24 protein-coding genes are annotated in these 20,683 nt (G+C 67.3%); 15 read left to right on the forward strand and 9 right to left on the reverse strand.

Features of this window, described 5'->3' with window-relative positions:
• Positions 1 to 62 precede the first annotated feature (62 nt).
• Genes WD184_10580 through upp form a run of 4 tightly spaced genes read right to left on the reverse strand, consistent with a single transcriptional unit; the run spans position 63 to position 3,071 of the window.
• The gene (locus tag WD184_10580; protein MEX0827181.1) at positions 63 to 881 is read right to left on the reverse strand and encodes a purine-nucleoside phosphorylase; all 819 of its coding nucleotides are present in this window, start codon (positions 879 to 881) and stop codon (positions 63 to 65) included.
• Positions 878 to 2,182, reverse strand: a complete 1,305-nt coding sequence (locus tag WD184_10585) for a thymidine phosphorylase (protein ID MEX0827182.1) — start codon at positions 2,180 to 2,182, stop codon at positions 878 to 880. The genes WD184_10580 and WD184_10585 overlap by 4 nt, the downstream gene beginning before the upstream one ends.
• The gene (locus WD184_10590) at positions 2,179 to 2,457 is read right to left on the reverse strand and encodes an MGMT family protein (protein ID MEX0827183.1); all 279 of its coding nucleotides are present in this window, start codon (positions 2,455 to 2,457) and stop codon (positions 2,179 to 2,181) included. Before WD184_10590 ends, WD184_10585 begins: the two co-directional genes overlap by 4 nt.
• Positions 2,454 to 3,071 (reverse strand): uracil phosphoribosyltransferase, encoded by a 618-nt coding sequence (upp, locus tag WD184_10595; protein MEX0827184.1) that lies wholly within the window; start codon positions 3,069 to 3,071, stop codon positions 2,454 to 2,456. Before upp ends, WD184_10590 begins: the two co-directional genes overlap by 4 nt.
• A gap of 320 nt (positions 3,072 to 3,391) precedes the next feature.
• Here upp and ffh point away from each other — a divergent pair, with 320 nt between their 5' ends.
• The 4 genes from ffh to rimM are packed head-to-tail and all read left to right on the forward strand — an operon-like array spanning position 3,392 to position 6,052.
• A complete protein-coding gene (gene ffh / locus WD184_10600) occupies positions 3,392 to 4,732 on the forward strand; it encodes a signal recognition particle protein (protein MEX0827185.1) in 1,341 nt (446 codons plus the stop codon).
• A gap of 3 nt (positions 4,733 to 4,735) precedes the next feature.
• Complete coding sequence (gene rpsP, locus WD184_10605) at positions 4,736 to 5,317, forward strand: 30S ribosomal protein S16 (protein MEX0827186.1); 582 nt, start codon at positions 4,736 to 4,738, stop codon at positions 5,315 to 5,317.
• Complete coding sequence (locus WD184_10610; GenBank protein ID MEX0827187.1) at positions 5,314 to 5,562, forward strand: KH domain-containing protein; 249 nt, start codon at positions 5,314 to 5,316, stop codon at positions 5,560 to 5,562. Before rpsP ends, WD184_10610 begins: the two co-directional genes overlap by 4 nt.
• Positions 5,546 to 6,052, forward strand: coding sequence for a ribosome maturation factor RimM (gene rimM, locus WD184_10615; protein MEX0827188.1), 507 nt, complete (start codon positions 5,546 to 5,548; stop codon positions 6,050 to 6,052). Before WD184_10610 ends, rimM begins: the two co-directional genes overlap by 17 nt.
• A 38-nt stretch (positions 6,053 to 6,090) precedes the next feature.
• Here rimM and gap read toward each other — a convergent pair whose 3' ends face one another.
• The gene (gene gap / locus WD184_10620) at positions 6,091 to 7,086 is read right to left on the reverse strand and encodes a type I glyceraldehyde-3-phosphate dehydrogenase (protein ID MEX0827189.1); all 996 of its coding nucleotides are present in this window, start codon (positions 7,084 to 7,086) and stop codon (positions 6,091 to 6,093) included.
• Positions 7,083 to 8,096: a type I glyceraldehyde-3-phosphate dehydrogenase gene (locus WD184_10625; protein MEX0827190.1), complete on the reverse strand. Its 1,014-nt coding sequence runs from the start codon at positions 8,094 to 8,096 to the stop codon at positions 7,083 to 7,085. Before WD184_10625 ends, gap begins: the two co-directional genes overlap by 4 nt.
• Positions 8,097 to 8,271: 175 nt before the next feature.
• Between WD184_10625 and cofG the strand changes: the two genes are divergently transcribed.
• Together cofG and cofH are read left to right on the forward strand one after the other, a co-directional pair.
• Positions 8,272 to 9,408, forward strand: a complete 1,137-nt coding sequence (gene cofG / locus WD184_10630) for a 7,8-didemethyl-8-hydroxy-5-deazariboflavin synthase CofG (protein MEX0827191.1) — start codon at positions 8,272 to 8,274, stop codon at positions 9,406 to 9,408.
• The gene (cofH, locus tag WD184_10635) at positions 9,405 to 11,264 is read left to right on the forward strand and encodes a 5-amino-6-(D-ribitylamino)uracil--L-tyrosine 4-hydroxyphenyl transferase CofH (protein MEX0827192.1); all 1,860 of its coding nucleotides are present in this window, start codon (positions 9,405 to 9,407) and stop codon (positions 11,262 to 11,264) included. The genes cofG and cofH overlap by 4 nt, the downstream gene beginning before the upstream one ends.
• 50 nt (positions 11,265 to 11,314) lie before the next feature.
• Here the strand turns inward: cofH and WD184_10640 are convergent, their stop codons facing one another.
• Positions 11,315 to 12,640 carry a hypothetical protein gene (locus WD184_10640; protein ID MEX0827193.1) on the reverse strand — a complete coding sequence of 442 codons (1,326 nt, stop codon included), beginning with the start codon at positions 12,638 to 12,640 and terminating at the stop codon, positions 11,315 to 11,317.
• A 152-nt stretch (positions 12,641 to 12,792) separates the two neighbouring features.
• Complete coding sequence (locus WD184_10645; protein ID MEX0827194.1) at positions 12,793 to 13,761, reverse strand: hypothetical protein; 969 nt, start codon at positions 13,759 to 13,761, stop codon at positions 12,793 to 12,795.
• Between the two features lie 51 nt (positions 13,762 to 13,812).
• On the opposite strand from WD184_10645, the gene trmD reads away from it, so the two are divergent.
• The 6 genes from trmD to WD184_10675 all read left to right on the forward strand — a co-directional run bounded on the left by trmD (position 13,813) and on the right by WD184_10675 (position 17,055).
• On the forward strand, positions 13,813 to 14,502 hold the full coding sequence (gene trmD / locus WD184_10650) for a tRNA (guanosine(37)-N1)-methyltransferase TrmD (GenBank protein MEX0827195.1): 690 nt from the start codon (positions 13,813 to 13,815) through the stop codon (positions 14,500 to 14,502).
• A gap of 36 nt (positions 14,503 to 14,538) precedes the next feature.
• Positions 14,539 to 14,889, forward strand: a complete 351-nt coding sequence (gene rplS, locus WD184_10655; GenBank protein ID MEX0827196.1) for a 50S ribosomal protein L19 — start codon at positions 14,539 to 14,541, stop codon at positions 14,887 to 14,889.
• A gap of 193 nt (positions 14,890 to 15,082) precedes the next feature.
• On the forward strand, positions 15,083 to 15,805 hold the full coding sequence (gene lepB, locus WD184_10660; GenBank protein MEX0827197.1) for a signal peptidase I: 723 nt from the start codon (positions 15,083 to 15,085) through the stop codon (positions 15,803 to 15,805).
• A 290-nt stretch (positions 15,806 to 16,095) separates the two neighbouring features.
• Complete coding sequence (locus WD184_10665) at positions 16,096 to 16,413, forward strand: DUF2469 domain-containing protein (GenBank protein ID MEX0827198.1); 318 nt, start codon at positions 16,096 to 16,098, stop codon at positions 16,411 to 16,413.
• Positions 16,344 to 16,715, forward strand: coding sequence for a YraN family protein (locus tag WD184_10670; protein ID MEX0827199.1), 372 nt, complete (start codon positions 16,344 to 16,346; stop codon positions 16,713 to 16,715). Before WD184_10665 ends, WD184_10670 begins: the two co-directional genes overlap by 70 nt.
• Before the next feature lie 118 nt (positions 16,716 to 16,833).
• Positions 16,834 to 17,055, forward strand: coding sequence for a hypothetical protein (locus tag WD184_10675; GenBank protein ID MEX0827200.1), 222 nt, complete (start codon positions 16,834 to 16,836; stop codon positions 17,053 to 17,055).
• A 105-nt stretch (positions 17,056 to 17,160) separates the two neighbouring features.
• On the opposite strand, the gene WD184_10680 is transcribed toward WD184_10675, so the two are convergent.
• Positions 17,161 to 17,292 (reverse strand): hypothetical protein, encoded by a 132-nt coding sequence (locus WD184_10680; GenBank protein ID MEX0827201.1) that lies wholly within the window; start codon positions 17,290 to 17,292, stop codon positions 17,161 to 17,163.
• Positions 17,293 to 17,315: 23 nt separating this feature from the next.
• On the opposite strand from WD184_10680, the gene WD184_10685 reads away from it, so the two are divergent.
• The 3 genes from WD184_10685 to dprA all read left to right on the forward strand — a co-directional run bounded on the left by WD184_10685 (position 17,316) and on the right by dprA (position 20,667).
• The gene (locus WD184_10685; GenBank protein MEX0827202.1) at positions 17,316 to 18,083 is read left to right on the forward strand and encodes an enoyl-CoA hydratase-related protein; all 768 of its coding nucleotides are present in this window, start codon (positions 17,316 to 17,318) and stop codon (positions 18,081 to 18,083) included.
• A gap of 62 nt (positions 18,084 to 18,145) precedes the next feature.
• Complete coding sequence (locus WD184_10690) at positions 18,146 to 19,621, forward strand: YifB family Mg chelatase-like AAA ATPase (GenBank protein ID MEX0827203.1); 1,476 nt, start codon at positions 18,146 to 18,148, stop codon at positions 19,619 to 19,621.
• Positions 19,618 to 20,667 (forward strand): DNA-processing protein DprA, encoded by a 1,050-nt coding sequence (dprA, locus tag WD184_10695; GenBank protein ID MEX0827204.1) that lies wholly within the window; start codon positions 19,618 to 19,620, stop codon positions 20,665 to 20,667. Before WD184_10690 ends, dprA begins: the two co-directional genes overlap by 4 nt.
• Positions 20,668 to 20,683 lie beyond the last annotated feature (16 nt).

Consider the following 20,683-nt stretch of genomic DNA (forward strand, 5'->3'; position numbering starts at 1 on the left):
AGGCTTACGCCCGGCGGTGGTGTTCGCCGAGCTGGCACCGGTACGCGGGGCGAGAGGGAGACTCAGATCTCTGGCAACAACGCGTCGAGGAGTCGCGTGAACTTTTCCCGCGCCTTGTTTGCCGTTTCCGTTACTTCTTCGTGGCTGAGGGGGGTGGGGGAGATGCCGGCGGCGAGGTTGGTGACCAGGGAAATGCCGAGTACGTCGGCGCCCATGTGGCGGGCGGCGATGGCTTCGGGCACCGTCGACATGCCGACGAGATCGGCACCCATCCGCTTGGCCATTTGCACCTCCGCCGGGGTCTCGTAGGAGGGACCGAGGAACCAGGCGTACACCCCTTCCTTCAAGGGAACTCCCACCCGGTCGCCGACCTCCTTCGCCAATGTTCGGAGTCGCTCCGGGTACACGGTCGACATGTCGGGGAACCGTGGTCCCAGCCGGTCGTCGTTGGGTCCGGCAAGGGGATTGCGGCCGGTGAGGTTGAGGTGATCTCGAATGAGGACCAGGTCGCCGGGTTCGAATCCATCACCCAGGCCGCCGGCGGCGTTGGTCAGCGCGATCGTTCGACAACCCGCGAGCACTGCGGTCCGCACCGCGAATACCACCTCGGGCATCTCCCAGCCCTCGTAGGTATGGACCCGTCCCGCCAGGATCATCGCCGGGCCTTTCTCGAGTTCGACGGAGAAGAGCGCCCCGGCATGGCCCTCGACCTTGGGGGTGGGGAACCCGGGGATGTCCGCGTAGGGGAGTTCGATTGCGCCGGGCAGGTTGGCGGCATACCCGCTCAGCCCTGACCCGAGCACGATCGCCAGGTGGTGCTCGGGTCGGCCGGTGCGGTCCCCGATGGCGACCCGGGCGGCGGTCAGGGCTTCGTAGGTCATCGGCGCACTCCCAGAATCAGCGGCGGTGGTGTCGCCGGCCCATCCTCGACGAGTACCGCCGTCTCTGCCAGCGAGAGTGCCTCGGCGAGCCGATGCTCTTCGTTCCAGTGGAGGCGGAGCAGGGGGTCGCCCTTGGAGACCTCGTCACCGATGTTGACCTCGACGGTGATTCCAGGGGCGGGGTCGATGTCGTCTTCCTTGGTGGCACGGCCGGCGCCCAGCCGCATCGCGGCCACGCCGATGTCCAGGGCGTCGCATCGAGTGACAATTCCGTCGCGGCTCGCTTCTACCACGTGCTCGCCCTTGGCTACGGGAAGTAGGGACGGATCCTCGAGCACGGCGCTGTCTCCGCCTTGCGCCTCGACGACTTCCATCAACTTGTCGAAGGCCGCCCCCGAGTCGATCGCCTTCTGAAGCCGTGCCCTGGCGGCAGCCTCGTCTTCATCGATGCCACCGAGCAGCAACATCTCGGCCCCGAGGGAGAGCACGATCTCGATGAGGTCCGGCGGACCGCCCCCCTTCAGCACCTCGACCGACTCGCGGATCTCGGAGGCGTTGCCGACCTCTTTGCCGAGGGGCTGGGACATATCGGTGAGGAAGGCGGTGACGGTGGTGCCCTCAGCCTGGCCGATACCGATCATGATCTCGGCCAACTCGCGGGCATCTTCGACGTACTTCATGAAGGCACCTCGTCCCACCTTGACGTCAAGCACCAGGGCATCGATTCCCTCCGCGAGCTTCTTGGACATGATCGACGACGCGATCAACGGGATCGAGGGGACCGTCCCGGTGGCGTCACGCAACGCGTAGATCAGGCCGTCGGCGGGGGCAATGCTCCCGGACTGGCCGGCGAGGACGAGGCCGTGACGCTCGAGCAGCCTGCCGAACTCTGGAGGGTCGAGTTTGGTGCGAAACCCCGGGATTGTCTCCAGTTTGTCGAGGGTGCCGCCGGTGTGGCCCAGGCCGCGGCCCGAGATCATGGGGATGGCGACACCGCAGGCAGCGACAATTGGAGCGAGGGGAATGCTCACCTTGTCGCCGACTCCTCCCGTCGAGTGTTTGTCGACCTTGGGCGCCGCAATGTGGGAGAAGTCGAGGCCTTTGCCCGATTTGAGCATCGCCTCGGTCCAGGCGGCCAATTCTTGGCTGTCCAACCCGTGGAGGTAGACGGCCATCAGCAGAGATGCCATCTGGTAGTCGGGGGCGCGGTGGGCGGTGTACTCGGCGATGAGCCATTTGATTTCCGCGGCGTCGAGGACACCCTTGTCGCGCTTGCGTTCGATCAGTTCGACGAAGTTCATCGCGGTCCCATTCTGGCGACCTTGCGGCCGTTCACCGGCACTCCCTCGGCGCGGAGACGGCGGGCGTGCTCGGCTTCATGGCCGGGCACCAGGCGTCCGGTCGAGGTGACCACCCGCCACCAGGGGTATTCACCGGTGGAGGTGGCGAGCACCCGCCCTACCGCTCGGGCGGCACCGGGTCGGCTCGCCTCGGCGGCGACCTCTCCGTATGTGACGACTTCGCCGGGACGAAGCCGCCCGAGCACCAGGGCGACCTGTTCCTCGAAGGAAGTCATACCGTGCCGAAGAGCCGATCGCCCATGTCGCCCAGGCCCGGCTGGATGTAGAAGTGGTCGCTGAGATCACGGTCGAGCGCGGCGGCGAAGATCCGTACGTCGGGATGCTCCCGGGCCATCCGCGCCACTCCCTCCGGGGCCGCCACCACGCAGAGGCAGCGGACATCGGTGGCCCCGGATTCGATCACCTTGTCCACTGCCCATGACAGAGATCCGCCCGTGGCCAGCATCGGCTCGAGGATCAGCACGCTGGCTTCGGCGAGGTCCGGGGGCTTGAAGTAGTACTCGACCGGTTCAGCGGTCTCCTCGTTCCTCGCCACGCCGGCGAACCCCACCTTGACCGAGGGGATCAACTCGAGCACCGCATCGAGCAGCCCCAGCCCTGCCCGCAACACCGGGATCGCCACCACCGGGGTGAGCAGGTAGCCGGTGGTCCGCTCGAGCGGGGTATCGATCTCACACTCGCTCAGTTTCAGATCGCGGGTGGCTTCCATCACCAATGCATAGGTGAGTCGCTTGGCGGCCGCCCGGAACACCTCCGGCTCGGTCCGCCGGTCACGAAGCACCGAGAGGTAGTGGAGTGCGAGCGGGTGGTCGAGCACGGTGAGGGGCATGTGCCAACGCTACCCGCTGCCCGCCTTCAGCAAGAGCGTCCTCCCTGCCGTCTTCGGCGGGGGAGGTGCCGAAGCGAAGCGAGGCGGAGGGGGCAGCGAAGCGAACAAAGTAGCCGACAGCGAGCACTCCAACGACCTCTTCAAGAACGGGTCCAGTCCTGCTCGCAGGGTCAGCTGCCCCCCTCCCCCCTGCGGGGTACTCCCCCCGGAAGCCGGGGTGAGACGTTCTGAAAGCGTTCCTGCTAATCGCCAATCGCCAATCGCTACTCGCCATCCCGCTCCTGTCCATTGAATCGCGACGACCACCTAGCCTCCACAAGATGTTCGACACCCTCACATCGCGCCTCTCCGGGGCCCTTGCCGCGTTGCGGGGGAAGGGGCGGCTGTCCGAGCGCGATGTCGATCAGACGCTGATCGAGGTGCGGTTGGCGTTGCTCGAGGCCGACGTCGCGGTGTCGGTGGTGTCGTCGCTACTCGACCGGGTGCGGGTGCGTGCGGTCGGCGGGGAAGTCACCAAGAGCCTGACGCCGGGTCAGCAGGTGGTGAAGATCGTCCAGGAGGAGCTCGTCGCCACTCTCGGCGCCTCGGCTGTCCCTCTCGCCGCCGCCTCGAAGCCACCGCTGGTGGTGCTGATCGTCGGTCTGCAGGGCTCGGGGAAGACCACCACTGCGGGCAAGCTGGCCAAACGGCTCAAGAGCCAGGGGAAGCAGCCTTTGCTGGTGGCCGCCGACCTGCAGCGACCTGCTGCCATCGATCAGCTGGAGACATTGGGTGCCCGCATCGGGGTCCCGGTGCATGTCGATCGGAGCGCGACCCCGGCGAAATTGGTCAAGTCAGCCCTCAAGGCAGCGGGGGTCGGCAACCACGACGCGGTGGTGATCGACACGGCCGGACGGCTGCAGATCGACGAGGCGTTGATGGCGGAGCTGGCTGACGTGCGCAAGGCCGCCGCCCCCGACGAGGTGTTGCTGGTACTGGATGCGATGACCGGGCAGGACGCGGTCAATGTCGCCTCCGGGTTCCTCGAACAGACGGAGATCACGGGCCTGATCCTCTCGAAACTCGACGGCGATGCCCGCGGTGGCGCCGCCATCTCGGCGCGAGAGGTCACCGGGGTGCCGATCAAGCTGGTCGGCGTCGGCGAAGGCCTCGATGACCTCGAGGTGTTCCATCCCGAGCGGATGGCCTCACGGATCCTGGGGATGGGGGACGTGCTCACCCTGATCGAGAAGGCCGAGGAGACGTGGGACGAAAAGGCGGCACTCGAAGCCGTGGAGAAGCTCCGGACGGCCTCTTTCAACCTCGAGGACTTCCTGGAGCAGTTCCAGCAGGTCCGGCGGATGGGGTCGATGGGCCAACTGCTTGGTATGCTCCCTGGCGCCGCCTCGGCCCTTAAAAAGGCCGAGGTTTCGGACAAGGATCTCGGCAGAGTCGAAGCGATCATCCGATCGATGACACTCGATGAGCGGCGAAACCCCAAGGTCATCGACGGCAGCCGCAAGCGCCGCATCGCAAGGGGGTCGGGCACGACCCCGCAGGACGTCAACGGCCTGTTGCGGCAGTTCGCCGAGACACAGAAGATGATGAAGGCCCTCGCCGGTGGCCGCAGCCCGATTCCTGGGCTCGGACTGCCCGGCAAGGCCCGCAAGAGGAAGAGGTGACCGATGGCGGTGAAGATCCGCCTGACCAGAGTCGGCAAGAAGCGGCAGCCCGCCTACCGGGTGGTCGTGGCCGACTCGCGCAGCCCGCGTGACGGGCGATACATCGAGCAGATCGGTCGTTATGACCCCACGGTCGACCCCTCGATCGTCGAGATCGACAACGACCGGGCCAAGTATTGGTTGTCCAACGGGGCGCAACCGTCGAGCCAGGTGAAGAAGTTGCTGGAGATCTCCGGCAACCTTCCGGCGCGCCCGGTCAAGGAACGCAAGGTGAAGGTGGCACCCGCGCCTGCGCCGATTGCCGAACCCGTGGCCGTCGCCGAGCCGGCGGTCGAGGCAGAGCCGGCCGTCGAGGCGGCGCCAGAACCTGAGGTTGCCGCCACTGAAGCCGCCACCGCGGCCGCCGTCGCCGAGGCAGCGGTCGAAGTCGACGACAAGGTTCTCGACATGGAGGCCGAAGGCGGGCCGGTCGCCGAGGTCCCCGAGGCCGACCCCGTAGCCGAGGCTCAGCCCGTTGCTGAGGCGGAGGGTGAGCCGGTCATCGAAGCCGCGGCAGATCCCGCGGATGAGGAGCAGCCATCATGAAGGGCGACATCGTTCAGCGCGTCGTCGAGTACGTCTCCCGTGAAATCGTCGAGGAACCGGACTCCGTCTCGGTGACCATCGTCGAGGATGGTCCCGACGAGGTGACCGCCGAAGTGCGGGCTGCCAAGTCCGACATGGGCCGTGTCATCGGACGGCGGGGCCGCGTCGCCAAGTCGATCCGCACCCTGGCGCAGGCCGCCGCCGACGAAGAGGGCTTGCAGGCTCGGGTTGAGTTCATCGACTGACGACCGCATCACCGTTGGTCGCATCGGTCGACCACACGGCGTGCGCGGTCAAGTGACGGTCGTCCTCGAACCTGGCGATCGCCCCTATTTTGAGCCCGGATCGCAGCTATGGGCCGAGGACGGGCGGGGTCTCGTAGTGGTTTCGGCATCCGCCTATCGCGACCGCGGACTCGTGGTGGGCTTCGAGGGTGTTGCCGATCGCGTTGGCGCCGAGTCACTCCGAGGCACGATCCTCTCGGTGCCCGCCGCCAGCCGCCGCGAACTCGACGACGGCGAATTCTGGCTCGACGACCTGGTCGGCCTCGAGGCCGTGGATCCTTTGGGCGCATTGCTCGGCACCGTCACCGCAATCGATTTCGGAGACGCCCAGGACCGCATCGTCGTCACCACTCCCGAGGGGCGCGAGGTAATGGTCCCCTTCGTATCGGCCTTGGTGGGCGACCCGGTGAACGGTCGCCTCGAGATAAGGGACCCCGGGGGGTTGTTCTAAGTCGGCCGCCTTCGGCTGCCTCCGAGCGCAGCGAGGCCCTACAGCCTCTCGATCAGGTCGACGACCCGATTCGAGTAGCCCCATTCGTTGTCGTACCAGGCGAGGATCTTCACCAGGTTGCCGCCGAGGACCTGGGTCGAGGGGGCGTCGAAGATCGCCGAATGGGAGTTGCCGATGACGTCGCTCGACACGAGGGGCGCTTCCGAGTACTCGATGATGTCGCTCAGTGGCCCGCTGGCCGCCTTGGCGATTGCGGCGTTTACCTCTTCGACCGTGACATCCTTCTCGAGTTCCACCACGAGGTCGACGGTGGAGCCATCCGGTACCGGTACCCGCATGGCCATGCCGTCGAGTTTGCCCGCTAATGAGGGGATGACCTCGCCGATCGCCTTCGCGGCCCCGGTTGAGGTGGGAATGATGTTCTCGGTGGCTGCCCGGCTGCGGCGGAAGTCCTTGTGGGGGACGTCGGCCAGCCGCTGGTCGTTGGTGTAGGCGTGGACCGTGGTCATCACGCCGTGCTTGATGCCGAACGCATCGTCGAGAACCTTGACGATGGGGGCGAGGCAGTTGGTGGTGCAGGAGGCGTTGGACACCAGCAGGTCGTCGGCCTCGAGGTCCCCGTCGTTTACGCCGATCACGATCGTGGCGTCGAGGGCGTCTTTGGACGGCACGGTGAGGATGACTCGCTTGGCGCCGGCTTCGAGGTGCTTGCTCACACTTGCCCGGTCGCGAAACACCCCGGTGGCTTCGATGACGACGTCGACCTCGAGCTCCTTCCACGGCAGCGTGGCCGGGTCCTTGATCGTGAGAAGGCGGGGGCGGTGACGGCCCGCCACGAGATGACCCTCATCGACAGTCACCGGCCCGGGGAATTCCCCCATCACGGTGTCGTACTTGAGTAGATAGGCGGCCATCTCATCGGTCGCCAGATCGTTGATCGCCACGATCTCGATGCCGGAGTCGCGCCGTTCGTTGATGACGCGAAACACCGAGCGGCCTATCCGCCCGAACCCGTTGATGGCGACCCGGGTCACTTCGAGACCTTGTCGAACGAAGCCATCTTCTCGATCACGTCGATCACCCGGGCCGAATACCCCCAGCCGTTGTCGAACCAGGTGACGCACTTGAGCATGTTGCCGCCGACGACGATGGTGGCGAGGCCGTCCCAGACGGCCGAGTGGCGGTTGCCGATCACGTCGCTCGAGACGATCGGATCCTCGGTGTATTCGATCATGTGCGCCGTGCTGGCTGCCTCGCGAACGGCCGCGTTCACCGCCTTGGCGTCGGTAACGGTGCCGAGGGTCGCCACGAGGTCCACGTTCGACCCGTTGGAGACCGGCACATTGAGCGCCATTCCCGAAATCTTCCCCGCCAGTTGGGGGAGCACGAGCGCGATCGTCTCGGCGGAGCTGGTGGGCTGAGGAATGATGTTCTCGGCGGCCGCCCGGCTGGTCCGGAAGTCGTCGCCGGGGACATCAGCGAGCCGGGCCTGGTTGGTGAAGGCGTGGACCACGGTGTAAAGCGCCCGGTCGATGCCGAATGCTTCGTCGAGGATCTTGAGGATCGGTGCCAGGGCGTTGGAGGTGTTCGACCCCAGCGCGACCATGAGATCGTCGGGTCCGAGCAAATGGTCGTTGGCTCCCATGATCACCGTGTCCATGTCGGCCGGGTTTTCGGGGGTCGAGGCGAGTATCACCCGTTTCGCCCCACGGTCCAGGTGCTTCGAGCACTCGGCTGCGGTGCGGTGCTTGCGCGTCGCCTGCACCACGATGTCGACGCCGACCGAAGACCAGTCCGTGTCGCCGGGCTCGGGATTCGAGAGCATCGGAATTCGTCGGTCGCCGACGAGCAAGTGACCGTCGGCAAAGTCGACCGCCTCGGGAAACCTGCCAAAGATGGTGTCGTACTCGAGCAGGTAGGCGAGCGCGGCCGGATCAGCGATGTCGACGATGGCGGCTACTTCGAGATCGTCCCGACCCCAGGTCTGGCGAAACACATTCCGCCCGATCCGCCCAAACCCCATCAGCCCGATACGAGTGGTCACATCGTGAAGGGTAATGGTCGCGCGAGGGCCTCTCTTCTGGTGAGGTGAAGTGAGGGCGATGGGCGAGTCGCCCGCGATGCGCAATGCGCAACGCGCCAGAGGTTGCAGGCGCGTTCTTGCCAATTGCGAATTGCGAATTGCGGCCGAGCGGAGCGAGCCCTCTTACACTTCCGCCATGGCGCATCCGACACCGGAACCCGAGCTGGCGGGCTCGCTGCTGCGGGGGCGAGGCGACGTCGCCGGGCTCTTCGCCGAGGCGAGAAGGATGCGCGACGAGGGGAAGGGACGCACCGTCACCTACTCGCGCAAGGTGTTCGTCCCGCTGACCACCCTCTGTCGCGATCGGTGCACCTATTGCACCTTCGCCCAACCTCCCGGGGCGGGCGGGGAGTACCTGACCCCGGAGGACGTGCTCGCCATCGCCCGGGCCGGTGAGTCCCATCGGTGTACCGAGGCGCTATTTACCCTTGGCGATCGTCCCGAAGACCGCTGGCCCCAAGCCCGTGAGTTCCTGGCCGCGCACGGTTGCGCCACGACGCTGGACTATGTGCAAATGAACACCGAGGCCGTGGTCGAGCACACCACCCTCTTCCCCCACGCCAACCCGGGGATCATGTCCGACGCCGACCTCGTCGCGCTGCGCCCGTCCAATCCTTCGATGGGGCTGATGCTCGAGAACGTGTCGCCCCGGCTGATGGAGCCGGGGATGCCGCACTTCGACTGTCCCGACAAAGACCCTGTGCTCCGCCTCGAGGTGGTGCGGGCGGCGGGGCGGGTCAAGGTGCCTTTCACCACCGGGATCCTGGTGGGGATCGGCGAGACGGTGGACGAAGTCGTCGACAGCCTGTTCGCGCTCAGAGACGTCGGCGTGGAATCCGGCGCGGTCCAGGAAGTGATCGTTCAGAACTTCCGGGCAAAGGCCGGCACCCCCAAGCGGCGAGATGCCGAGCCAACGGTCGAGTACTTCGCCCGGGTGGTGGCCGTGGCGCGCTGGATCCTCGGCCCGGGGGTCAACCTGCAGGTCCCGCCGAATCTCACCGACCGGTTCGAGGTATATCTCGACGCCGGCATCAACGACTGGGGTGGGGTCTCTCCGCTGACCATCGACTGGGTGAACCCCGAGGCGCCGTGGCCGCACCTGGAGGAGTTGCGGGGCCGTACCGAGGCGGCCGGATTCAGGCTGATGCCGCGGCTGCCGGTGTACCCGGAGTTCATCGATTCCGACTGGATCGACCCCGGGCTCTTGCCGGCCGTCGAGGCGGCGATCGACGACGAGGGTTACGCCCGGGCGCCCCAGATGGAGGCAGCATGATCACCTTCCTACGAGTTCGGCCCACCGACATGGCCACCGAAGTGTGGGCTGCAACCCGACGCCGCGAAGGAACCACCGCCCTCGAGATCGAGCGGATCGATGATGCCTCGGTGGGCGGCGCACTCACCGGGGGAGTGCTCCCCGTGGCGAACGGACCGGGCGAGGCCGAACCAGTCGCCTGGGTCGTCGGTCCGGCGGACGCCCTCGCCCTGGTCGCACGAGGGGTTCCCGGCTGGAGGATCACCGTCGAGGACGTCGGGCCGGAAGAGGCCGTGCTCGATGCGATGGCTCGAACCCGCGCCGCATTCCTGCGCACGGGGCGCAGCCGGGTGGCAGAAGCCGCCGATCTCCTGTCGACGCCGGGAGTGGACGCGGCCGTCTCGGTCTTCGTCGACTCGGTCGACGAGGCGCTCGGGGCAGTGGGCTCCGGCGCAGGTGACCTGATCTTGCGCGATTGGGATACCGAGAGCATCGGACAGCTACGCGACGCTCTCGGCGGAAGGCTGGTCGAGCGCACCGCTCTGCCCGTTGGCGTCACCACCGATTTGGTCCGCGACCAGTTGAGCGCGGCTGGCTTCAAGGCGTGGCTCGACCTCGTCGACGGCACGGGCGCCGCCCGACCCCGCTACTCGTGGGCGCCGGGCAAGGACGAGGGCGCACCGATTCCCGATCGTCGGATCTCGGCGGAATGGCCCGACGATGCGTGGGTCGGTGGCGCGGGACGGACGGGTGACCTATCCGCAGACCTCGCGGGCATCCTCGAACGATCGCGGGCGGGAACGCCGCCAACCCGCGACGAGGTGGAGCGCCTGTTCCGGGCCCGTGGGGACGAGGTCGACGCCATTGCGGCCGTGGCCGACGAACTGCGGAGCCGTGCGAATGGCGACACGGTGACCTATGTGGTGAACCGGAACATCAACTACACCAACCAGTGCTATTTCCGCTGCGGGTTCTGTGCGTTCAGCAAAGGGCCCCGGTCGCTGAACCTGCGGGGCGACCCGTATCTTCTCGAGATCCACGAAGTGGTCCATCGCACCAAGGAGGCTTGGGAACTCGGAGCCACCGAGGTCTGCCTCCAGGGCGGCATCCACCCCGACTTCACCGGCGACTTCTATGTCGCGGTTCTCGAAGCGATCAAGCAAGCGGTCCCCGAGATCCATGTACACGGGTTCACCCCCCTCGAGGTGTGGCAGGGGGCGGAGACCCTCGGCGTCACCGTCGCTGACTTCCTCACCCGCCTCAAGGAGGCGGGGCTGGGCACCCTCCCCGGAACGGCTGCCGAGATCCTCGACGACGACGTGCGTCGACATCTCTGCCCCGACAAGGTGACGACCGCGGAGTGGGCCCGGGTGATGGTCACCGCACACGAGATGGGGCTCCGGTCCACCTCGACCATGATGTTCGGCCATATCGATGGCCCCACCTCGTGGGCCAATCACTACGAGGTGCTGCGTGACATCCAGCGCAGAACCGGCGGGTTCACCGAGTTCGTCCCCCTGCCATTCGTGCATATGGGTGCGCCGATCTACCTGAGGGGCCGGGCGCGCCCCGGTCCCACCTGGGACGAGGTGGTGTTGGTCCACGCGGTGGCGCGCATCGCCTTCGACGGCCTGATCCCGAACATCCAGGCCTCGTGGGTGAAGTTGGGCCTGGGCGGGGGGACGGCTCTCCTCCGCGCCGGCTGCAACGACATGGGCGGCACCCTCATGGACGAGAACATCTCCCGGGCCGCCGGCGCCGCTCACGGCCAGCTGGTGACGGCCGACGAGATGGAGGCGGCCATCCGCGCCGCCGGTCGCACCCCAGCCCGCCGTAACACTCTGTACGAGTTGGTTGACCAGGCGATTAGCGATTAGCGATTGGCGACCTGGCCACCCAATCCTTCTTGATTCTTGATTCTTGATTCTCAGCCCGGCGGGAGAATCACTTCATCGGTGGCGTTGATGTCGAACACCCGGTGGCGGAGGGTCACTACGACTTCGCCCTCGAATCCGGGTCCGGTGAGGGGGGCGAGCACGGCGGCATCTCCGGTGGCGGTGATGCTCAGCTCGACCAACCAGGAATCGGCGATCCAGAACGCAAAGGTGTCGATCGACACTCCCGGAAGGGTCACGCCGAGGGCGGCTTCGAGGCCGGCGACGTCGGCGCGGTACCCCATCGACGCCACCCCGTTGACCATATGGGGAGTTCCTTCGCCTTCGACGAGCTCGGCGAATCCGGCCTGGCGCAGGTCGAGTGGCCACGAAGGGCAGCGGGCAAGCAGCGCGGCGAGCGTTTGGTTGGCGGAGCCGGTCGCCGACCACGAGGGGTCGTCGGGGTGGCGCCAGAACAGCGCCCCGTCCGATTCGACGATCTCGCGCTGGAACTCGCCGTTGGGTGAGATCTGGCGAACATTGCAGCTGCGGCCGGCGGCGCCGACGGTTCCCTGGCTCTCGATGGCCCATCGCTCAGCACCGTCGATGGTGACAGTGGTCTCGAATCGATAGGGCGGGAGGTCGGCGCGCGGCGGCGACGGGTCGCCGGTGGCGAGCGTGTCCACGATCCTGCGGACGACTTCGTCTGCAAGGTATTGCAGGGCGACGCGGGCGTCCTGATCGTCGGGACGGTCGATGGAAGCGAATCCGACGAACCGACCCACCCGGAACAGGACCGCGGTCTCGGTGGCGTCGGAGCCCTCTCCGGTGCGAAGGATCAGCCCGATCGCTTCCTCACCCACGGCAATCGGGAACTCGACGGCCTCGAAGCCCCGGGCATCGGGCCGGTGGGTCCCCCCGGAACCCTTGACGATGTCGCCGGCGGTGTCGAGCAGGTACCGGTGGGCCGAGTCGGCGTCGTATAGGACGTCGATCCAGACGTGCTCGGTGTGCCCATCCTCGGGGTAGCTGCCCGTGGCGCCGTTGATGCGCAACAGACTTGTGACGTCGGATGCCTGGTCGTCGGAATCGAAGGTCGAGCCGGCGACGAGGTCGGCGTTCGACATGAGTTCGGTGGTCCCGTCGGCCCCCGGGGGCGGGAGCATGGCCAACAGATCGGCCCCGGTGACCGCGCGGACGGTGATGTCGGGGAGCGGGAAAGTCTCTACCGCGGCGTCCTCGATGGACGCCACCGTGGTGACCGACGCGGCCGGCGCCGCCGAACTGTTGGGCGAGACTCCTCCGTCGGGGGTGGCGCATGCCCCGAGTGCCACCGCGAGCGCGGCGACAAGTCGGAAGCGTCCAATCAAGGAGTCCATGAGGTTTTGTCGGGTGTTTTGGCGGGCCGGTTGAGCAAAGTCGATTAGATGGCTCCAGCTCCCGCTCCGGCTCCAGCCAGACCGGTTCAAGCTCTGGAAGGCGCGTCCGTGCTTCTTGCCAACGCCAATCGCAGGGCTGAGCGGAGCGAGGCCTATCGGTGCACTGCTGTCCGCGCCACCCAGCCTTCGGTGTCTTCTCCGGTGGCGACGTGGAGCCAGGGGCCGACCTCGCGCTTCGCCAGGTACCAGTTCCCCGGTTTGAGGTGGCCAACCACCCGGGTGTGATCGCGGAGGTCGAGAACGTCGATGTCGGCCAGCACGTAACACCAGTAGGGCGCCGCCGACGGCATCGGCTCAGGAGCGCGTCGGGTCACCTCGGCGGAGCGCACAGGGGCGCTCGCGGGGGTGCGCTCGGGCGTCGGGTCACCTGCCTCGTCGTCGCGGTTCCGGCGCCGTTGCCGCCTTGCCGGGCTCAAGAGACCCGCAAGGAGAAATCCGAGGGTGGAGGCGATGATGACGATGATCGCCACCGAGATGTACGACAGCTGGAGCCAGCCGAACTGTTGCCCGAGCACGGCCGCACCGGTGCCGGTGGCCAGTCCGGCGAAGGCCGCCGCGGCCCGTGACCATCGTCGCCGCGAGGCGATGGCACCCAACTGCCCGGTGATCCCACCGATGGCGAGCCCGGCGGCGGTGACTCCGGTGAGGGTGGCGAGGGGGAATCGCCCGGTGATGCGCAGCCACGCCTCGGCGGCACATCCGTCGGTCGTGCCCCGGATCCGCACGAGACCGACTGCATAGGGCGACACATCATCGAGGTCGATCGACGCGGTGAATTCCTCTGTTGGCGGCGAGTAGGCAGTCGAGCCCGAATCCACGACGACGGGGCCGATGATTACCTTCACCATGGCCTCCGAGGTGCCGGCGGGGTCGATGCCGGAGAAGATGAGCGTGTCGGTGACCCGCAGTTCCAGCGGCGAGAACAACGAGTCGATACGATCCGCTTCCACCCCGTTGAAGGTCGCGGAGCACTCACCGATGCCGGCGGCGGCGGGGCCGACGCCCACCATCGTCCAGCCCGCAATCAGCCCGAGGGCGAGGACCAGCCGGATGGGGCGCATCAGCCGACGATACCAACCGGCGACCCGGTGCCATGGCGATACCCTGGCCCGATGCGGTTGACCGTGGTCACCATCTTCCCCGAGTTCTTCGACAGCCCGCTCGAGGTCAGCATCGTCGGTCGCGCCGTCGCCGAGGGGCTGCTCGAGGTGGAGGTGGTCGACCTGCGAGAGCATGGGCTGGGGAGGCACCGTCAGGTGGACGATGCCCCCTTTGGGGGAGGCCCCGGCATGGTGATGATGGTGGAGCCGATGGCCTCGGCCCTCACCCCGCTCGCCGACACCCATCGGGTGCTCTTCAGCCCGGCGGGTACCCCGCTCGACCAGGCCACGCTGGATCGGTGGGCGACGATGGACGCGGTCACCCTCGTCTGCGGGCGCTACGAGGGCGTCGACGAACGTGTCGCCGAGCATCTGGTCGACGAGCAGGTGTCGCTGGGGGACTTCGTGCTGGCCGGGGGCGAGGTCGCGGCCCTCGCCGTCATCGAAGGCATCGCCCGACTGCTTCCCGGAGTCGTCGGCAACCCTGAATCCACTGAAAGCGAGAGCTTCCGGGGGGGAATGCTCGAGGAACCCCAGTACACCCGGCCCGCCGACTTTCGCGGCTGGGTGGTCCCTGAAATCCTGTTGTCCGGCGACCACGCCCGAATCGAGGAGTGGCGGCGCCAAGCACGGGTGGAGCGCACCAGAGCAAGGCGTCCCGACTTGATGGCGGATTTCCAGGAGGACGGCGACACCGTCTAGAATCCGGCCCTCGGGCGCTCGCCCGTGGAGGATCCGATGAACACGCTCGATCAGGTCGAGGACGCCTACAAGCGCGACAACATTCCCGATTTCGGACCCGGGGATACCGTTCGCGTGAACGTTCGCGTCGTCGAGGGCGGCCGGGAGCGGGTCCAGGTGTTCGAGGGCAATGTCATCGCCCGCAGCGGCGGCGGCCTGCGCGAGTCGTTCACGGTTCGCAAGATCTCGTTCGGGATCGGGGTGGAGCGGATCTTCCCGGTCCATGCCCCGATCATCTCTTCGATCGAGGTGATGCGTCGCGGCAAGGTCCGTCGCGCCAAGCTCTACTACCTCCGGGACCGAGTCGGCCAGAAGGCCACCCGGATCAAGGAAAAGCGCGAGACCTGAGAGTCTCCAGCCTCCAGTCCCCAGTCAAGAGCGTCCTCCTCCGCCGTCCTCGGCGGGGGAGGTGGCGCCGCCGTTTCGGCGGTGACGGAGGGGGCACTGAGACAGCGTGCGGCCCAACGCGGTTTCGCCCTTCGCCTTTCGCTCCTCTTGACTCTTGAATCTTGAGTCTCCAGACCACCGCTACCGTCTCGCCGTGACTTCCGACCTTCCGCCGGATCGGCGCGAGCCGCCCGATGACGATCCGGATGACTTCTTCGGCGTTCCTCCCGAATCGGATGCCGATGCGTTGGAGCGTCTGCGGGTAGAGGCCCAGGGGCGAGGCGAGCGCTCCGATGCGGTCCGGTCGTTCTGGAAGGAGCTGCCCTTTCTGATCGTGGTGGCCCTGGTGGTCGCCGTGATCATCAAGACATTCCTGATTCAGGCGTTCTATATCCCATCGGCTTCGATGCGGGAGACCCTCATCGAGGGGGACCGGGTGATGGTCAACAAGCTCTCGTATCGCTTCGGTGAGCCCTCGCGAGGCGACATCGTCGTGTTCGAGTCGCCGCTCGATCCTGGCGACGACAGCGAGTCGTTCGTTGGGGCAGTCATCCGCCATATCGGTGAGGCGCTCGGGCTCTCGACACCCGACTCCGCCCTCATCAAGCGGGTGATCGCCATCGAGGGTCAGGTGATCGAGATCTCGGGCAACGCCGTGCTGATCGATGGGGTGCCCATCGCCGAGCCCTACCTGAACGACCGGGTGCAGATGGGCGACTTCGGCCCATTGACGGTCCCCGACGGATTCGTTTTCGTGATGGGCGACAACCGCAACCAGAGTGAGGACAGCCGCCGCTTCGGCCCGGTCCCCGTCTCCGACATCATCGGCCGCGCCTTCGTAAGAGTGTGGCCCCCCAGCCGATGGGGAGGGCTGTAGTCGGCCGCCTCTGGCGGCCTCCCGCAATTCGCAAATCGCAATTCGCAATTCGACAGAACCCCGAACGCTTCCTTTAGGGATTGCTCGAATCTTGCGGATGGCGGATGGTGGATGGCGGAAGGCGGAAGGCCGTCCTGCTGGCGACTGGAGACTGGTGACTGGCGACTCCTCTCCTGTCACCCCCACCTGATATTGATGTCCAATGCACCGAACCCTTCCGAACGCGCCGGCGTTAACATTCATGGCATGCTCCGGCGAATCCGCTGGACCCTCAGGAGACCCTGCCAACCATGAGCGAAGAAGACCTCGAGCGGTACGAATCGGACGTCGAGCTGCAGATCTATCGGGAGTACCGCGACGTACTTCCGATGTTCAAGTTTGTGATCGAGACCGAGCGGCGCTTCTACCTGGCGAACGCGGTCGACCTCAACACCCGCGAGGCCGGCGGTTCGGTCTACTTCGAGCTTCGGCTCGAGGACGCCTGGGTGTGGGACATGTACCGTCCGGCGCGGTTCCTCGAGAACGTCCGCGTGCTGACATTCCGCGACGTCAACGTCGAGGAACTCGAGCATCCGGAGATGCAGCCGCCCGACACCGACGAGGCCTAGGGGCCCGCGGCGAGGCGATCGCTCTCGCCTTCCTGCGACGCCGGGGTGCCCGACTGATCGCGGCGAACGTCCGGTCGGGTCGCGGGGAGATCGATCTGCTGGTGCGCCTCGACGGTCGAGTGGTTGCGGTCGAGGTCAAGACCCGGGTGGGTGTCGATCCGCTCACCCAGATGACCGAACTGAAGCATGACCGTCTCCGCCGGGCCGCCCATCATGCCAACCCGCGACCGACCCGGATCGACGTGGTCGCGGTGATGTTCGACACCACCGGCGCAACCATTCGGTGGGTGAGGGGGATTTGAGGAGGTCTACGGTTGACGGTGCCCCGAGTTGACTCGTCCGTCTGGCCGTGGTCCCTCGACCGTCGACCACTTTGGTTGACCGCCCTGACCGCCTAACCCTGATCTACCGTCTCGGGTGATGCATTCGCGCGGACTCGAACCCGAGATCGTCACGCCCGTGCAGCCGTATGCGGCGCGGAAGCGTTACGTGTGCCCGGGCTGTGAGGGTTTCGTCGAGCCGGGGGAGGGGCACCTGGTGGTGGTCCCGGAGGATTGGCCCGATCTCCGCCGCCACTGGCATCGCGCCTGCTGGCATCTCGAGCAGCGCCGCCGCCATGGCCGGCCGCCCGAGACGGAGTAGAGCGATACGCGATAAGCAATTCGCGATACGACGAAAACCTGCCAAGCGCGGGCAGCGCCGGCTTGCGCTCTTTCTGGCTGGAGCCGGAGCTGGAGCCGGAGCTGTTCAACCCATCATCGCCCAGACGACCAACCCGGTCGCGACCAGCATCGCTCCGACGACCAGGGCGATGTCGAGGCGGTTGGTGCGATGCTTGCGGAACGGGTTGAAGCCCATGCAGGGATCGTAGGTGGGCACCGCCGGCCGGTATTCTCCGATGAATGTTCGCGGTGCGCGACGAGGGGCCGGTGCGATGGCTGACCATCGAGAATCCGGCGCGGCGCAACGCCATTCCGTTCGGTGCCTGGCCCGACCTGGCCGCTCGGTTCGCCGACTTCGCCTCGTCTGAAGCCCGGGTGCTCGTGGTTATCGGTGCGGGAGAGGATTTCTGCTCCGGTGCCGATGTCGGATCTGGAATGACCTCGGGCGGTAGCGCGGCGGCGTACGCCACGATGGCGGAAGTGGGGGCGGCGGCGGCGGCGCTTCATCGGCTCACCAAGCCGACGATCGCTGCCGTCGATGGGGTGGCCGTTGGTGCAGGGATGAACCTTGCGCTGGGCTGCGACATCGTTATCGCCTCCGACCGCGCCCGTTTCAGCGAGATCTTCGTCAAGCGGGGGCTGACACTCGACTTCGGCGGCACCTGGCTGCTTCCCCGGCTCGTCGGCCTCGCCCGCGCCAAGGAAATTGCCCTGACGGGTCGCATGGTCGGCGCGAGCGAGGCTCTCGCCTACGGGATGATCGCCGCCGTGGTGGCACCGGAGAACCTTGCCGCAACCGCAGCCGACATGGCCGGGGAGATCGCCGCCGGGGCGCCGCTGGCTCAGCGCTTTGCCAAGCAGGGGATCGACCGATCGTTCGAGATGTCGTTCGACGAGTCATTGGCATACGAGCAGCAGGCGCAGACCGTCCTCTTCAATTCCGAGGACCTCATCGAGGGCGTCACCTCCTTCATGGAGAAGCGCTCTCCGGATTTCAAGGGACGATGAGCACCGCCTGAGTCCGGCTCACCCCACTGTTCTGCGTCGTACCCCGCGCGTACTTTGCCCTCATGTTCGCTTCAGTCACCTCATCTGCCCTCGTCGGCGTCGAGCCCCGGCCCGTTCGAGTCGAAGCACACGTCTCCGGCACCGCGGGAGGCCGCGACCGGTTCAACATCGTCGGCCTGCCCGACGCCTCCATACGCGAGGCCCGTCAGCGGGTCCAGTCGGCGATCCTCGCCACCGGGCATCCCTTTCCCGACCGCCGCATCACGGTCAACCTTGCACCGGCCGACTTGCCCAAGGTTGGATCGGCGTACGACCTGCCCATTGCGCTGGGAGTCCTGGCGGCCATCGGCGGACTCCCGGCCTATGCCACCAAGGTCGTGGCCCTGGGCGAACTCGCTCTCGACGGTGCGGTGCGGGCGGTGCGCGGCGGGCTTGCCGCCGGGATCGTCGCTGCCCGCCGGGGTATGCCCTGCATCGTGGGGGTCGACGGCGGCGCCGAGGCGGCGTTGTCGGGGGCCGATGTTCGGGGGGTCACCAGCCTGGCTCACGCCATGTCGGTGTGCCGCGGTGAAGACCGAGGTCTTCCGGCGCCGGAAGCGGCGCCACCCATCGAAACCTGCCTCGATCTGTCATCGGTGCGGGGGCAGGCGACGGCCCGGCGCGCCCTGGAGGTGGCGGCGGCCGGCGGCCACCATTTGCTGTTCGTGGGCCCACCGGGAGCGGGCAAGACGATGCTGGCACGGGCGATGCCCGGTGTGCTGCCCGACCTTTCCCCGGCGGAGGCACTCGAGGTGGCCCAAGCCCACTCGGCCGCGGGCCGCCCTCCCGCGGTGGGACGCCGCCCACCGTTTCGGAGCCCGCATCACAGCGCCACCCCGGCAGCCATTCTCGGTGGAGGGTCGGGAGTGCCCGTTCCGGGGGAACTGACCCTTGCCGACCGCGGTGTTCTCTTCCTCGATGAACTGGCCGAATTCCCGTCGCATCTTCTCGACACCCTGCGCCAGCCGATCGAGGAGGGTCGAGTGCATATCGCCCGCAAGGGGGTGTCGGTGGCGTTCCCGTGTCGGGTGCAGTTGGTGGCAGCCACCAACCCCTGCCCCTGCGGATATCTGGGGGACGGTCGCACGCCCTGCCGATGCTCGCGGCCGGCGGTCGACAAGTATCGGACCCGCCTATCGGGCCCGTTGCTCGACCGGTTCGACCTGCGGGTCACCGTGCCTCGGGTCGAGGCGGCCGAACTGCTGGGAGCGGGCGGTGAGCCATCGGCCGCCATCCGTTCTCGGGTGCTGGAGGCTCGTCAGATTCAGCAGGACCGCGGGGTGCTCAACCGATCGTTGAGCCGCGACCAGCTCGACGGGCTTCCGTGGGACGTCGACGCCGGGCGGATGCTGGCGTTGGCAATGGATCGGCAGGCACTCACCGGCCGGGGATGGGACCGGGTGCGCAAGACCGCCCGAACGATCGCCGATCTCGAAGGCGCCGAACAGGCCGGGGGCAATCATGTGGCCGAGGCGCTCGCCCTCAGGAGCGTGTTGTGAGCCGCGATGATCGGGTCGGGGTGGCGTTCTTGGGTCTTCATCCCGACCGGGCCCGCACCGAGGTCGAGCGCCACGGGTCGGTGGCTTCGGTGCTGCGCCTCGCTGCCCGCGCCCGGCTCGACGGCATCGCACCCCACCGGGTGGTTCCGCCCGCGGAGCGTGTCGAGGCGATGGAGCGGGCGGGCTGCCGGCCGGTGCTCCTGGGGGATCCCGACTACCCCACCGCTCTTGCCGAGCTCGGCGACCCACCCGATGTCCTGTTCGTGCGCGGTTCGCTTCCCATGGTTCCCGGGGTGGCGGTGGTCGGCACCAGGCGCTGCACCGGCTACGGCAGGCGGTTGGCGACAGCGTTCGGGAGAGCGATCGCGGGGGCGGGGTGGCCTCTGATCTCGGGGCTGGCGCGGGGTATCGACGGCGCCGCCCATCGGGGAACCCTCGAGGCCAGTGGCATTGGGGTGGCCGTGCTGGGATCAGGGTCGGATGTCCTCTACCCGCCAGATCATCGGGAACTCCACGACGGGTTGCTCGAATCGGGTGGCGCGGTGATAACCGAGTATCCGCCGGGCACTCGTCCCGACGGATGGCGCTTCCCGCCCCGCAACCGCATCATTTCGGGTCTCTCGGCGGCGGTCGTGGTCGTGGAGGCCGCGGTGACCGGTGGTGCGCTGGTGACGGCGATGCGCGCCGGGGAACAGGGACGCGCGCTATTCGCGGTGCCGGGCGACGTCGATCGGGAAGCCTCGGTTGGCTGCAACATGTTGATCAGAGACGGCGCGGTCCCCGTGCTCGGCGCCGAAGACCTGATCGAGGCTCTCTCCCTGGTCCTGGGCCCTCCCCGACGAATGACCCCTGCAGCCACGGCCGCTTCGGTAACCGGGGTGGACGCCCTGGTGCTGGCCGCCACCGGGACCCCGGTCACCGCTGATCGCCTGGCAGAGATCGTCGGGTTGCCGGTTTCGGAGGTCCTCGGCGCCATCGCCCGTCTCGAACTCGCCGGCCATGTCGTGACAGGTGATGGGGTGGTCGCCGCGGCCGATCAGCGGTAGATCCGAACTGCCCAGT

It is taken from the genome of Acidimicrobiia bacterium (assembly GCA_040878325.1).
Classification (GTDB): Bacteria; Actinomycetota; Acidimicrobiia; order Spongiisociales; family UBA11373; genus JAUYIV01.

Coding starts and splice junctions, on each gene's coding strand:
- WD184_10580 (MEX0827181.1), bottom strand. CDS start 881: ATGACCTACGAAGCCCTGACCGCCGCCCGGGTCGCCATCGGGGACCGC.
- WD184_10585 (MEX0827182.1), bottom strand. CDS start 2,182: ATGAACTTCGTCGAACTGATCGAACGCAAGCGCGACAAGGGTGTCCTC.
- WD184_10590 (MEX0827183.1), bottom strand. CDS start 2,457: ATGACTTCCTTCGAGGAACAGGTCGCCCTGGTGCTCGGGCGGCTTCGT.
- upp (MEX0827184.1), bottom strand. CDS start 3,071: ATGCCCCTCACCGTGCTCGACCACCCGCTCGCACTCCACTACCTCTCG.
- ffh (MEX0827185.1), top strand. CDS start 3,392: ATGTTCGACACCCTCACATCGCGCCTCTCCGGGGCCCTTGCCGCGTTG.
- rpsP (MEX0827186.1), top strand. CDS start 4,736: ATGGCGGTGAAGATCCGCCTGACCAGAGTCGGCAAGAAGCGGCAGCCC.
- WD184_10610 (MEX0827187.1), top strand. CDS start 5,314: ATGAAGGGCGACATCGTTCAGCGCGTCGTCGAGTACGTCTCCCGTGAA.
- cofG (MEX0827191.1), top strand. CDS start 8,272: ATGGCGCATCCGACACCGGAACCCGAGCTGGCGGGCTCGCTGCTGCGG.
- cofH (MEX0827192.1), top strand. CDS start 9,405: ATGATCACCTTCCTACGAGTTCGGCCCACCGACATGGCCACCGAAGTG.
- WD184_10640 (MEX0827193.1), bottom strand. CDS start 12,640: ATGGACTCCTTGATTGGACGCTTCCGACTTGTCGCCGCGCTCGCGGTG.
- WD184_10645 (MEX0827194.1), bottom strand. CDS start 13,761: ATGCGCCCCATCCGGCTGGTCCTCGCCCTCGGGCTGATTGCGGGCTGG.
- trmD (MEX0827195.1), top strand. CDS start 13,813: ATGCGGTTGACCGTGGTCACCATCTTCCCCGAGTTCTTCGACAGCCCG.
- rplS (MEX0827196.1), top strand. CDS start 14,539: ATGAACACGCTCGATCAGGTCGAGGACGCCTACAAGCGCGACAACATT.
- WD184_10665 (MEX0827198.1), top strand. CDS start 16,096: ATGAGCGAAGAAGACCTCGAGCGGTACGAATCGGACGTCGAGCTGCAG.
- WD184_10675 (MEX0827200.1), top strand. CDS start 16,834: ATGCATTCGCGCGGACTCGAACCCGAGATCGTCACGCCCGTGCAGCCG.
- WD184_10685 (MEX0827202.1), top strand. CDS start 17,316: ATGTTCGCGGTGCGCGACGAGGGGCCGGTGCGATGGCTGACCATCGAG.
- WD184_10690 (MEX0827203.1), top strand. CDS start 18,146: ATGTTCGCTTCAGTCACCTCATCTGCCCTCGTCGGCGTCGAGCCCCGG.